This window comes from Candidatus Nitrosocosmicus sp. T (genome assembly GCF_054408485.1).
Genome location: NZ_CP166992.1, coordinates 38,342 through 51,730 on the forward strand (window position 1 = coordinate 38,342; position 13,389 = coordinate 51,730).

General features: G+C 32.1%; 14 protein-coding genes and 1 tRNA gene. 8 read left to right on the forward strand and 7 right to left on the reverse strand.

All coding sequences use genetic code 11. The features are described from left to right. Nucleotides 1-10: 10 nt before the first annotated feature. From AB0A59_RS00230 to AB0A59_RS00240, 3 genes are all read right to left on the reverse strand, one after another. Nucleotides 11-1,279 carry a hydroxymethylglutaryl-CoA reductase, degradative gene (locus tag AB0A59_RS00230; protein ID WP_458745448.1) on the reverse strand — a complete coding sequence of 423 codons (1,269 nt, stop codon included), beginning with the start codon at nucleotides 1,277-1,279 and terminating at the stop codon, nucleotides 11-13. Between the two features lie 8 nt (nucleotides 1,280-1,287). Further along, nucleotides 1,288-2,403, reverse strand: coding sequence for a PQQ-dependent sugar dehydrogenase (locus tag AB0A59_RS00235; protein WP_458745449.1), 1,116 nt, complete (start codon nucleotides 2,401-2,403; stop codon nucleotides 1,288-1,290). A 251-nt stretch (nucleotides 2,404-2,654) separates the two neighbouring features. Then, a tRNA-Ser gene (locus AB0A59_RS00240) sits at nucleotides 2,655-2,794 on the reverse strand. Nucleotides 2,795-3,167: 373 nt separating this feature from the next. Here AB0A59_RS00240 and AB0A59_RS00245 point away from each other — a divergent pair. From AB0A59_RS00245 to AB0A59_RS00255, 3 genes are all read left to right on the forward strand, one after another. Next, on the forward strand, nucleotides 3,168-4,289 hold the full coding sequence (locus AB0A59_RS00245; RefSeq protein WP_458745451.1) for a DegT/DnrJ/EryC1/StrS family aminotransferase: 1,122 nt from the start codon (nucleotides 3,168-3,170) through the stop codon (nucleotides 4,287-4,289). A gap of 95 nt (nucleotides 4,290-4,384) precedes the next feature. Further along, the gene (locus AB0A59_RS00250; RefSeq protein ID WP_458745452.1) at nucleotides 4,385-4,924 is read left to right on the forward strand and encodes a hypothetical protein; all 540 of its coding nucleotides are present in this window, start codon (nucleotides 4,385-4,387) and stop codon (nucleotides 4,922-4,924) included. Nucleotides 4,925-5,099: 175 nt separating this feature from the next. Continuing rightward, nucleotides 5,100-5,255: a hypothetical protein gene (locus AB0A59_RS00255; RefSeq protein ID WP_458745454.1), complete on the forward strand. Its 156-nt coding sequence runs from the start codon at nucleotides 5,100-5,102 to the stop codon at nucleotides 5,253-5,255. A 498-nt stretch (nucleotides 5,256-5,753) separates the two neighbouring features. On the opposite strand, the gene AB0A59_RS00260 is transcribed toward AB0A59_RS00255, so the two are convergent. Continuing rightward, on the reverse strand, nucleotides 5,754-6,635 hold the full coding sequence (locus AB0A59_RS00260; RefSeq protein ID WP_458745455.1) for a SirB1 family protein: 882 nt from the start codon (nucleotides 6,633-6,635) through the stop codon (nucleotides 5,754-5,756). Nucleotides 6,636-6,683: 48 nt separating this feature from the next. Then, nucleotides 6,684-8,063 (reverse strand): M20/M25/M40 family metallo-hydrolase, encoded by a 1,380-nt coding sequence (locus AB0A59_RS00265; protein WP_458745457.1) that lies wholly within the window; start codon nucleotides 8,061-8,063, stop codon nucleotides 6,684-6,686. An 84-nt stretch (nucleotides 8,064-8,147) separates the two neighbouring features. Between AB0A59_RS00265 and AB0A59_RS00270 the strand changes: the two genes are divergently transcribed. Further along, the gene (locus tag AB0A59_RS00270) at nucleotides 8,148-10,265 is read left to right on the forward strand and encodes an acetate--CoA ligase family protein (RefSeq protein ID WP_458745459.1); all 2,118 of its coding nucleotides are present in this window, start codon (nucleotides 8,148-8,150) and stop codon (nucleotides 10,263-10,265) included. A 24-nt stretch (nucleotides 10,266-10,289) separates the two neighbouring features. Here AB0A59_RS00270 and AB0A59_RS00275 read toward each other — a convergent pair whose 3' ends face one another. Continuing rightward, nucleotides 10,290-11,225, reverse strand: coding sequence for a hypothetical protein (locus tag AB0A59_RS00275; RefSeq protein WP_458745461.1), 936 nt, complete (start codon nucleotides 11,223-11,225; stop codon nucleotides 10,290-10,292). Nucleotides 11,226-11,309: 84 nt separating this feature from the next. Continuing rightward, a complete protein-coding gene (locus AB0A59_RS00280) occupies nucleotides 11,310-11,768 on the reverse strand; it encodes a hypothetical protein (protein WP_458745463.1) in 459 nt (152 codons plus the stop codon). A 189-nt stretch (nucleotides 11,769-11,957) separates the two neighbouring features. Here AB0A59_RS00280 and AB0A59_RS00285 point away from each other — a divergent pair, with 189 nt between their 5' ends. The 4 genes from AB0A59_RS00285 to AB0A59_RS00300 are packed head-to-tail and all read left to right on the forward strand — an operon-like array spanning nucleotide 11,958 to nucleotide 13,183. Beyond that, nucleotides 11,958-12,434: a HEAT repeat domain-containing protein gene (locus tag AB0A59_RS00285; protein ID WP_458745464.1), complete on the forward strand. Its 477-nt coding sequence runs from the start codon at nucleotides 11,958-11,960 to the stop codon at nucleotides 12,432-12,434. A gap of 4 nt (nucleotides 12,435-12,438) precedes the next feature. Continuing rightward, on the forward strand, nucleotides 12,439-12,567 hold the full coding sequence (locus tag AB0A59_RS00290) for a hypothetical protein (protein WP_458745466.1): 129 nt from the start codon (nucleotides 12,439-12,441) through the stop codon (nucleotides 12,565-12,567). Nucleotides 12,568-12,581: 14 nt separating this feature from the next. Beyond that, a complete protein-coding gene (locus AB0A59_RS00295; protein ID WP_458745467.1) occupies nucleotides 12,582-13,067 on the forward strand; it encodes a pentapeptide repeat-containing protein in 486 nt (161 codons plus the stop codon). Then, nucleotides 13,058-13,183, forward strand: coding sequence for a hypothetical protein (locus AB0A59_RS00300; protein ID WP_458745469.1), 126 nt, complete (start codon nucleotides 13,058-13,060; stop codon nucleotides 13,181-13,183). The genes AB0A59_RS00295 and AB0A59_RS00300 overlap by 10 nt, the downstream gene beginning before the upstream one ends. Nucleotides 13,184-13,389 lie beyond the last annotated feature (206 nt).

The window sequence follows — 13,389 nt, forward strand, 5'->3', positions numbered from 1 at the left end:
CAAGTAAGGCCTAATTTTCTTTTAATGATTCTAAAATTTCCTTGGCTCTTGAAACCGATACATTTCTCTCTTCAACCATTTTTCTGGAAACCATTTCTATTTTGTCATTTGTAGCTCCTGCTATTATTGCAATATTTTTTGAGTGCAATTTCATATGTCCCTTCTGGATACCTTCGTTAGATAAAGCTCTTATGGCTGAGAAATTCTGAGCTAATCCTGAAGCAGCTATAACAGTTGCTAATTCTTGCGAATTTGATATATTCATTAATTTCAAGCAAGCTTTAACGATAGGATGCGTATTTGTTATTCCACCAATTATTCCTACTGCCATTGGAATTTCTATTTCTCCCACAAGATCTCCATTAGAATCTTGATACCATTTAGTCAAAGATCTATATTGTCCATCTCTACACGCATATGCATGACATCCTGCCTCAATAGCTCTAAAATCCTGACCGGTAGCTATTGCTACGCTGTCAATTCCATTCATAATTCCTTTGTTATGAGTGACAGCTCTATGGACATCAGTGAACGCTAGGGAATAAGCAAATAAAATCCTTTTAAGAATTTCTTCGCCACCGATTAATTGTTTTGGAAATATAGCTCTACATCTTACCAAGCGCTGCGTTGCATAATTGGATAAAATTTTTAGTATTACCTTACAACTTGTTAATGATTCTATTTCGGGTGCAATGGTTTCACACATGGTATTAATTACATTTGCACCCATTGCATCTTTGGTATCTACCATAATTTCTATTATTATCATTAGTCCGAGTTTGTTTATGCTTTCATCGTTGACTTGTTTAATTTTAATGTCTATACATTTCGCAAATTTGCTTTTAGTATTTGCTAGGGATATTATTTCCATCTTATTATCTGATATTAACTCAATTAGATGTTGAACTACTGTTTGATCGTTTGAACTATTTGGGATTAATTGAATTTGACCTATCATGATAGAATCATCTGCGTGAGCCATAAAACCTCCGCCTTTACTTGCTATCTTTGCAGCATTGCTTGCAGCAGCTATAACAGATGGTTCTTCTATTGCCATCGGAATTAAATACTCCTTATTGTTGATGACAAAATTATTTGCTATTCCAATAGGGAGTGGAAAAATTCCAATAGCGTTTTCAATCATTCCATCGATATTATCAAATTTAAATATTGATGTATTTTTAAACAAATCAATTTCGCTGTCATTCAAGCTTGTTTTTATCTTGATATATTGAAGTCTTTCTTCATGACCCATGTCTCTAAATTTTTTTTTTCCCAAATTTTTCCTCACTTTTCCTCATTTTTAACTATTTTCAAGATCCTGTCACCACCACCATTGTTATCAAAAAATTCTCTATTATTTGTTATTAGATACAATGATCCATTGTTATCTTCTACTACCTCTCTAATTTTACCGTATCCAGTTAATATGGAAGATTGATCTTTTGAAACAAGATCAATACTTCTCAAATGTTCTCCTTTTAAAGTAGCCACAATTAACTTTCCATAATAATTTAGTTCCGTGGAATTGCTTATCAAAATTCCAGAGGGATATATAGAAGGAGTAAAACAGAATTTTGCATTAACAAATAAACTTTCTTCTAAATTCCCACACTCCTCTATTGGCCAGCCATAGTTCTCGCCTTGATTGATTATATTGATTTCGTCATTTCCAATCCTGCCAGCTTCACTAGCATACATTGTATTATTGTTAAAATCCCATGTAATACCTACAACATTTCTATGGCCATATGAATAAATTGAAGAGTTAGGAAATGGGTTATCATTTGGTGTGGTTCCATCATCGTTTATACGGAGTATTTTTCCTGCCAAACTAGATAAATTCTGAGATAACTCTGAATTTGTAGTGTCGCCAACACTTATGTACAATTTTCCATCCGGTCCAAACTTTAATACTCCACCGTTATGGAGTTTTGAAGCCGGTATATTATCGATTATTGTCTCTGTTTCAGTGAGTGAGTTATTTTTTTCTTGTAATCGAATTACTTTATTGAATATCTGATTATCATTGTTTTTATATGTATGATAAAGATACAAATAATGATTATTAACGAATTGAGGATGTATTGCTACTCCTAATAGTCCTGCCCCTTCATCAAAATAATTATCAATTACTTCGTAATTATTTAGCTGTGATCCGTTACTATTAAGAATTAGTATCTTTCCTGTCTGTTCTGTTATTAGGATTCTTTTATCTGGTAAAACTGCTATTCCTGTAGGAAACTCTAAACCACCCGCTATAACGTTGACAGCAGATGCACTATCTTCTGCATATGGTGAAGGTAAAAGGATCGTTGTATCTGAAGGAGTATTTAGTATTGTTAATGCGCTTATTATTACAACTATAATTCCTATTACTATGACTAGATATTTATTCATCATCTTATCTTATAACCTACATTTTGCGTTAGAGTCAATATAAAATATTATTCTTTAGCAAATTAAGTTCCTTTATGTTTCTATATCTACATCGATTATTCTACTCTTCATCTGGTTGCCATACCACTCATGATTATTGGTATTTTGTTTTTTCATTTGATTCAGCCCATATATTTTTAAATTGTATGATCTTTCATGCCGAATTGGAAAATAAGCCAATGTGCTAGTCCTACATCAAAATCAAAAATTTTCAGCGCAGATGAGGAGATTTGAACTCCTGATCGCCGTATGGCGAATCGGCTTTCTTTTAATCTACCTTGTTATTGACTCAAGGCCGACGCATTACTATGGTCCTAATAATTTTGTATTAGGATGACCACTCTGCCACATCTGCACTAAAACTAATTATTATTGCCCTCTATTATATTTTAACACATATTGTATCCTCACTCCGTTTAGAAAATCAGTAGAGGCACTTGTCTACCTATACTATGGTTTATGGTTAAATAAAGTAGTACAAAAAATATAAATTGTTAGACATTTACTAATTTGTTGCATATTTTGCTGGAGTAGGGTCACCACAATAGAGGTTTGTAATTTTAGAATTTTCGAATATCATAAATTGGTTGGTTGGTTAATTGATTGGTCTTTTTAATATCTATTAGTGGGCGCTCTGTACGTGACGAGCTATAAAAATAATCGATTTCTCTTTATTTAGACCCGTTTATTACTGATTTTTATATCTGTTTAATAATAATTATCAAATAATGATTCCGATAAATAAGCCGTGGTTGGATGACGAAACTAAACAAGAAGTTTTGAAAGTATTAGATGAAAATGCTTTGACTTCTCCAGCTAAGAATGGTGGAAAACGGGTACAAGAATTTGAGAATCTTTTAAAATCATATCTCAAAGTAAAGCATGTAATAGCCGTTAATTCGGGAACATCTGCTATACATGCCTCTTTGCTGTCTTTGGGAGTTAAACAAGGCGACGAAGTAATTCTTCCATCATTTACCTTTGTAGCTACGGCTAATTCAGTTATTGCCGCTGGAGCAAAGCCTGTTTTTGTCGATATAAACAAGAATGACTACACATTAGACATTTCAGATGTTGTAAAAAAAATTAATAGCAACACAAAAGCAATTATCCCAGTTCACCTTTACGGTCATCCTTCTGATATGGATGAAATCAATTCTATTGCAAAAGATAATTCACTACAAGTAGTAGAAGATTCATGTCAGTCATTAGGTTCATTATATGATCAAAAACAAACTGGTACAATAGGAAATTTAGGTTGTTTTAGTTTTTATGCTAGTAAAGTACTCACGACTGGAGAAGGAGGGGCGATTGTTACTAATGATGATAATCTATATGAAAAATTGTTAATGATAAGAAACCATGGCATGGTACATGGATATGACACACAGGTATTTGGTCTGAACTTGAGGTTACCAGAAATAAGTGCAGCCATTGGAATAGCCCAAATGCGAAAGCTAGACAGGATGCTAAAAATGAGAAAAACAAATGCAGAATTATTGTTTGATGGATTAAAGAAATTTGAACAAAAAGGCTTACTTACATTGCCTCACGAACCTGAAAATAAGAAATTCAATTGGTATCTCTTTACTATTGGATTCAAAGAAGATTCTCAACGAGAGTTGATCAAAAATAATCTTATTGAAGAAGAAATTGGTGCTACTGTCTATTATGATCCACCGATACATAGGACTCCTTATTATAGTCACTCCAACGATCTTAGCTCTGATACTCTTCTCTCCAACACTATTTGGGCTTGGAATCATGTATTGTCATTACCCGTTCACCCTCTGATAACTGAAGCCGATATAAACAAAATTTTAAAAACATTTGAAAATAATTTACAATGACTAACAATACAGAATGAACTAATTGGAACTGGGCTTTCTCTTAATAAAATACCATTTTTATATGAGTTCTTAAATCGGTTTTAATATAAATGAAAATGAAATTAACAATAGAAAAAGACGAATTTCTTTCTAGGAGATTTTACCTCGTCATTTTTTATTTATGTGCATTTTTTATGGCAACAATTACTTTTTATTCATTATATATAAGCCTTGATGAATATTTGAATACCGGAAGGGTCATAATAGGAGAGGTATTGGTTAATACCGAATTTCCAGTTAAAGGGTTAGCAAAATTGGTAACCTATCTTATGATAGTGTCTGTCGTAGCTTGGTATTGCGTTACTAAACTTGGAGCAGATAAGGTAAAAAATATACCAAAAAGTGTCAGATCCATTTTGCAATTGATAGTTCTTGCAATACTAATAATTTCAATTTATGAATTCTTTTATAATTTTATAATATGGAATGCATTAATCACTGCTGATTTAATCAACGGTGAATTAAGATTAGATGATTTATTTATGCCCTATCCTAATCCTGATACACCATGGAACTTGGTATTTGCTACAAAGATGTCTTTGGCTGCTTTGATTATTTCTGCTCATGGTTTCTACATAATATCAAAAAGAACCTGAGAACCCGAGAAGCTTAGAAAGCCACAAGGCTAGAAATTAATACTTGTTTAATTCCATAAACAGTTAGTTATCATTATGATTCTTGTTGTCTGTCTAATTCATTTATGATACTTGAATACCCCATTATATTAAAAGCAAATAAGATTTTATTACAGAAAAACTGAAAAATTTTACCATGGGTAATATTGATAAGAAGAATATTCAATTAACTGAACAAGAGTGGCAAGTAATCCTTGATTCTTTGAGCAATACTATTTTTAACGAAGAAATAACTGAAGAAGCCAGAAAAAATGCTAAAGATTTATTTATCAAAATAAACAAGAATGTGTAAATTTATTAGATTTGATATAATTAGTGCAAGTTAGTATAATAGATCATCAGTGGCATATTATGTAAGAAAGAGTTTATCTTTGATTTCGTAGGAAATTTATCGCATTGTAGCATGACCGAGCTTGCTTATCACATTTACTTAATCTTCAGCTGAATCTATACGTACATCATGTTGATCATTTAACGGGTTTTCATTATTTGCTATATTTAAGATCTAACACTTGAAGAAAAAATGCCAATTTTGACATAAATTTAGGTTGGATTTTATTCCTATTTAACTACTATTTATATTCTAGCAATATGCAAAGTCCGATATAGACTTTATTGATTATAGATTGTGGTTTGTGGCTTTATCAAATTATTAATTTTGTCAAACAATGTCCCACATTGAGAAATTAAAATGCCCGTCAGCAGATCATTATATATTTCCAACTGCATAATACTGCTAATTTCCAAATCTATTTCAAGAATATAGTCAAGATCAATTATAATTTCACAGCTACTTTGTAAGCGTATTTCTAATTTGCTTTACTAATTCCAATATTCTGTCAATATCGTCTGCTTCTGGATTCAAATCTATATAATTATAAAGAATTTCTAAAGCCTGCTGATATTTTTTATTTCTGTATAAAATTATACCTTTATCTCTTAGTGCTTCAGAACTAGAACTATCTAAGGAGAGAATCATTTCATTTATTTTCATTATTTTGTTTAAATCATCCACTTCCATGTATCCATTTTTTAAATTATTCAAAACTCTGATTAAAATTTGTGATGAATTAGTCTTCTTCATCAAATTATTAGACAAAGAAATCGTAGATTTAGGGTATGCCTTGTTCAAAAGATCTTGTAAGATATAGTCATCCATTATTCGACCTTTATTGAAAGTATCAATTACTATAGATTCGTCCGTATCTTCGTCTAGTACATATTTGACTAAAAAGTGGGATGGAAAATTTACGGGATGGAGTTTAAAATCCATGTAAGTAGCAAGGTGAATATAGATTAATGATAGCGTTATTGGAATTCCTGTCCTTTTTTCTAATACTATATTTAAATAATTATTGATAGGGTTATAATAGTCACTAACATTTGGTTGAAATTTCTTATCGTCAAAGAAAAATTCATTTAATTTTTCAATAAGGTGGGTTGGTCTCATACTTTTTGTATTTTTTATTTGTGATTTTAACTCTTTTCCCATCTCATCCATCATATTCATATAATCTGAAATTTTCAGGTCGGGATAGTCGATAATTCTAGCAATATGAAGTACGTATTCTGTTATCTTTATTATGTCATCATTTTCTTGCACCTTATCTATTACTGTCTCTTTCCAATCTTTCAGGTAGTCTTCTTTGTCTATCTTATCTTCAAAACCCAATATTAGTAAAAGCTTGTTTCATGCTTATAAGTAAAATCAAAAAATATATCATGTTACAGTCGTTGAAATATTATCGATAATTTTTATCATACATTTAGTAGTTTTTTCAAGAAGGTCGATCCTAGCAAATTCGTTGGGTGAATGTATTCTTGAAAATATATAGGTCCCACCAATAGAAATACAAGGGGCTTTTAGTAAATCAATAAAATCATACATGGGTCCCGTACCCGCAGATGAAATTGATATTATTGAATCTCCAAAAATTTCATTTGCAGATTTTCCAATTATTTTTACATACGGATTATCTAATGCAGTTCTTCCAGCGGCTTCTCCATGAATAAGTGTAACTTTGATATCATCAAATCCATTTTCTACTAGGTGTTTCTCTAACCTTTTAAACTGGAGGTTTGGGTCCATATTTGGAACCAAACGAAAGTCAATCTTGACCATTGCTTTTGAAGGTGTAATAGTTTTTGCGCCAGGTCCTGAATATCCCGAATTTAATCCAGATATATTACATGTTGGTTCACAAGTCAATGCTTTCTTAACTTTTTTGCCACTAAGATTATTGATAAATTTACTGATTCCATATTCATTTTTAAAACTTTCCTCATCAAATGGTTCGCTGTTTACAACCAAACTTTCCTCTTCAGATAATTCTTTAACTTCTTTGAACCAATCATTTATCAAAATATTTCCTTCTCTATCTACCAATGTTGATAACGCTTGGACTATTCTCCAAGCAGGATTTTCTATCAAAACGGCTAAACTAGAATGAACATCTCTAGATGCACCCTGTGCCGTCAATTCTACGTATAAAAGACCTTTCATTCCCAAACTGATAATAGGTTTTTGTTCCTGATCTATATATCCAAATTCCCAAATGACCACGTCAGTCTTGAATTTTGTATTATATCTTTTTAGATATTTTGATATGTTATTACTTCCAATCTCCTCTTCTCCTTCGATTAGAAACTTTATATTTATTGGAACATCGCCTCTTTGTTTTAGAAAAAATTCTATCGCTTTTAATCGGGTTACAAGTTCACCCTTATCATCAGAAGCACCCCTCCCATAAATCAGATTACCTTCTACTTTACCTTCAAATGGCTCATATTCCCATAATTCCTTGGGTTCTTCTGGTTGTACATCGTAATGATTATAAAATAATAAGGTCTTGCCATTGGGATTTGATTTGGATTTGATCTCTCCATACACTAGGGGAGGGGGTACAGAATTATTTTTATCATCCTCTAAATATATCAACTCTGGGACAATTCCTATTCTTTTCATCATTACAACGATCTCTTTAGCGCACTCTTCCAAATTTTGCTTTCTTGCAGAAACACTCGGAATTTTTATCAATTTCTGCAGATCGCTTATCAGCCCATGAGTATCAATATCTATTGTCAACTTATTTGAAGACATTTAGCTATGATGATAAATATTTCTTTAATATAAAAACTAAATTTTTTTAATATTTTTATAACCAGACGGTATTACTTTTTTTTATTGAGTAATGAAAATTTAAAGAACATTTTCCTTTCACCATCTTCTATTGCTGTAATAGGAGCATCAGAAAAACCTGGAGTAGGTAAAGCTATTTTTTCAAATATATTGAGCGGCTATAAGGGAAAAATATATCCAATTACCCCATCAAGTGTATCTGTAGCTGGTATAAAGGCGTACAAAAGCGTCCTTGATGTAGATGACGACATTGACCTTGCTGTAGTCGCCACTCCTAATAGAACTGTTCCTGCAGTCATGGAGGAAATAGGGAAAAAAAATATAAAATCTTGTATAATTGTTTCTGCAGGCTTTAAAGAAGTTGACGAAACTGGTGCAAAATTAGAACAACAAGTACAAGACATTGGTAAAAAATATGGAATCAGAATAATAGGACCAAATTGTCTTGGAATAATGAGTCTTACCGATCAAAATCTTATGAATTTAACATTTTTGAAAATTACTCCTAAACATGGCGAAATAGCTCTTGTTTCTCAGAGCGGTGCTATTTGCGCAGCAACGGTAGAGGATGCCATAGCTCAGGGAATAGGCTTTTCCAAAGTAATTAGTATGGGAAACAAGGTAGATATGGATGAAACTGATATACTTGAATTATTAGAAGATGATCCTTATACCAAAGTAATCGTGATGTATTTAGAGGATATCCATGATGGACGTAGATTCATGAATACTTCTAAAAGAATTACTTTAGAAAAAAGAAAGCCAATTGTTGTTTTAAAATCTGGTAGGACTCCAGAAGGCGCCAAGGCCGCAATGTCTCATACAGGTGCATTGATGGGTTCAGATGAAGTATACGATGCTGTGTTTAAGCAAGCTGGTGTGATTCGTGTAGATACAATGCAGGAATTATTCGAATTAGCAACCGCTTTTTCAAAACAACCTTTACCAATGAATAATAAGGGAGTAGTAATTGTTTCTAATGCAGGTGGACCTGCAATTATTTCCACCGATTCTTGTTCCAAATACAACATACAAATGGCCGATATTTCTAATTCGAGGGAAAATATATCTAGAGTTATCCCGCCCCATGGATCCTCTCGAAATCCCGTTGATATAGTAGGAGATGCGGATTTCAATAGATTTGAAAAAGTATTGATCGAAGTATTAGCTAATTCTAACGTTGGGTCTGTAGTAACAATGTGTACTCCATCTGCGACTTTAGATTATAATGAGTTAGCCAAAACAATAATTCGAACATCAAAAAATAGTGGCAAGACCATGTTAGCTGCGTTAATGGGTTTAGCTGAAGGTGTTGAAAATAAGTCTATATTGTCAGAAGGAGAAGTGCCTCATTTTATGTATGCAGAGCCTGCCATAAGAACATTAGATTCAATGTATAGGTTTAGTAATTGGTTAAATAGTAAAAAGGAATCGATGCCTTCTTTTTCCGTTAATAAGGAGAAGGTTAGGGGTGTTATATCAAGTGTTTACAAACAAGGTAGAACAAATCTTCTAGAGGATGAGGGCTATGCTGTACTTCAAGCATATGGATTTCCAGTTCCAAAGAGTGTGCTAGTAAATATTGAAGATGATGCAGTTAAATCTGCAATGGAAATTGGTTATCCTGTAGTCATGAAAATATCTTCAAAAGACATCATACACAAATCAGAATCTGGCGGTGTAAAAATTGGTTTAAAAAATACTGATGATGTTCGAAATGCATATAGTTCTATCATGTCTAATGTAAAAAATTATAATCCGAACGCAAGAATTGAAGGCATTTTGGTTCAGGAAATGGTAACCAATTCCAAAGAATTAATCCTTGGTGCAAAACAAGACAAATTATTTGGGCCGTTACTGATGTTTGGATTAGGAGGAATCTATGTTGAGATCTTGAAGGATGTAAATTTTAGACTGGCTCCTATTTCTGAATCAGAAGCTAGGGAAATGGTGGATTCAATCAAAACTATTTCATTATTGAAAGGTGTGAGAGGTGAAAAATCATCAGATATTTCATCAGTAATTGATTGTTTGCTGAGATTATCTCAGTTAATTGTAGATTTTCCAGAAATCGAAGAATTTGATATTAATCCGTTACTGGTCCTAGAAGAAGGCCGTGGGTCACGAGTAGTGGATGTGAGAATTGGATTGAAAAATAAATAAATAAATAAATAAATAAACTCTATTTCATTCTAGTTTTTTTCCACATTCCTCACAAAAAACGGATTCTGCCTCATTAGGGGATTTGCAATTTTTACATGTTTTAGTATCTAATTTTCCTGTTAATGATGATGATGCTAATGATGAACTATTGGTGTTTATATTACTATTATCACCACTAACGTTACTAATATCATCTCTCAAACCTCTTGATTTGTTCTCACTATCTTGTAAACTCTGATCTGCCAAAATAATTATGTCTCCTATTTTAGAAATCTTATTCCATTCTATCTCTCTAATTTCATTATTTGAATCTTTTATCTTGAAACTAAATTCAACATTTCCATCTAATAATTTTCTTAAACCTATTTCTTGTACATTGCCAATTAGGTGTGCATTATTATCATAAGTTGACATTCCGATTATTTTTTCAATATGCACATAAGTGGATTTTAAATCTGGAATAGCTTTATCATTATCGCTGTTTTCAGTTGGATTGATCGAGTTAATTGGGTTAATACTGCTCTTATTGTTGCTTTCATTTTTATTTTCTGTTTCTACTACCTCGTCATAACTTTTATTCCCATTTTCTTTTTCTTTTTCATTCTGATCTTTTGATTCTAAGGTAGCATTATCTTTCGATTCATCAAATTTTCTATACTGGGCTATAATATAATCACAGTTTTTGCATTTGTATTCTCCTTTTTCTTTTAGTATTATATTCTCACCCAAATCTTCATTAGGGTTTTCAAATTCAAGATTTGGTGCTCCCTGATATTCTTTTTCACATTTATTACAATAATATTTTTTAAATCTATCATTATCTAACTTACCTACGCCTGCCAAAAAAAGCTCAGGACCGCCTAAATTTGCTTTCTTTTGTTCATCGTCACTAACCTTTGCAATTGCATATCCTCCAGACCCTCTCAATTTTTTTTCGACAAATGTTTTTTCCTTATTCATGGTTACAAGGCCAATTAAACGGTGAGATTTAAATAATATATAGGTATCTTGGTTTGAATATCAAATTATAAAGACAAAAAAAATTTAATCGGGGCCTACTATAGGTAATGCCTTGGCAGCGGGCAAAGTTATTATTTTTTCTTGTTGGTCTTTATCTATTCTCTCAAATTCAAGTGTCATCTCAATCGGTGCGTTATATCTTGAACTCAGTTGTTCCGCAAGTTGGGCTATAGATTGTTTGTCTGCAAATTCTTTAGATCCTTGCAAGAATGCCCTTGTTTGTCTATAGGCTATATGGCCACCAAACTTTGAACTGAGAAAATTTGCGATATCTTTTACCTTTTCAACAGGTATCTCGTTGTAATAGAAACATATTCCATTAACAGGTTCCTTATCAAATGGAGTTCCATATCTATACCAAAATACACCAAAATGCTCGTGATCACCTTGTAAACATTTAATCTCCCAATGATTTACATTGTCAATAGGATAAGTTCCATTTCTTAAATCATCTAGGCTAAGCCTCCAGTATCTTACACGCATTTATTTATGGATAAGATTATGCATTTTATATTTGTAGATTTAAAGTAATGTTATAAATTAGTCTTCTTTGAATCAAGGCGTTTGACTGTCCTTAATGTGATTTTGCTAGAAAAAAGGGATAGATAATAAATTATCGTTAGGGAGAATTTTACAAACCGTTATAAATCCTTGTAATTTTTCTAAATCTATTTGGATAATAGACTAGACCTGTTGATGGAAATGGAACAACACTTTGATAATAAAGACGAGGAGTATTTTAAGAATCTAGTTGATCATAAGGATTATGTAATAAGAACTAGAGCCGTATGCATACTAGCAGATATCTCTGGAGAAAAAGCCATTGAAGCTATCGGACAAGTTCTATTAAATGATTCAGACCAGCTTGTAAGACACGAAGCAGCTTTTTCTCTAGGCCAATTAGGATATACAAGTGGAATAGATGTTCTATCAAAAGCCGTCTTAAATGATCCCAGTTTTTTTGTAAGACACGAAGCCGCAGTAGCATTGGGAGTTATAGGATCCGAGCAATCACGAAAAACCCTTGAGCGAGCACTAAATGATGAGAGCGAAGAGGTAAGAGAATCTGTCATGATAGCACTGGCGAATTTAGACTATATTGCACATGTAAAAAGAACTAATAAGTTTACAAGCTTGACCGGTGGATGATTGGATGATTGCCAATCCAAATCAAGAAAGAAGAAGGCTGTCAATTATTAACAGGGAATATGATATGATTAGTTTTCAGCTAATAGATGAACTGGCAACCAAAAAAATCGACAAATTAATATTGATTCTCTAAATATAGTATATAAAATGGCTGATCCCAAACAAGATGAGGGCTTAACACTACTTCTTGAGGAAAATGTAAACGAATTTAATGAGTGGCGGTTAAAAAATCTAACTTTAAAATTAGATTTTACTGAAACTGATTTTTCAAATAAAGATATCTCTAAAACATATCTTAACGGTGTTAATTTTGCTGAATGTAATTTTACAAATTCAATAGTGATGGGCACAAATTTCGTACAATCCAATTTAACAGGAACTAATTTCGAAAGTTCTGATATGTCTGAAGCTTTGATAATGTACGCTACAGTAAAAGATTCTAATATTTCTAAAAGCCAATTAAGCAATACCAATTTCATGTGGTCAGATTTGCAAAACTCTGATTTTAGACAAAGCAGTATGTACAAGACCATTTTCGTTGAGGCAAATCTTAGAAATGCCAATACAGAAGGACTAGATAGGAATAATGCATATTTAAAATATGCAAAATTAAATGGAACCACTTGGGAATAACATTATCTATTTACTATTATACAGTAATAACAATAGATGTAGGTGGATATTCTTTTAGTGATGACAAACCGATTTGCTGGCTTTTAAAAGCTCCAACAAAGTTAAAGTTAAAGTAAGCTTACAATCAACCTACCAATCAACCCAACATGATCACTTTTACCTTTTATTTTGAATCGTTTTGTATCATATCGGGTTCATTCATTTGTATATGTATGCATATATCCAAAGTTAATAATTATTTTTAAAATTTTGATGATCTGCATTCATAACAATACATTATATTTACCATATCATATTTTATCAAATTCTTATATGACAATAT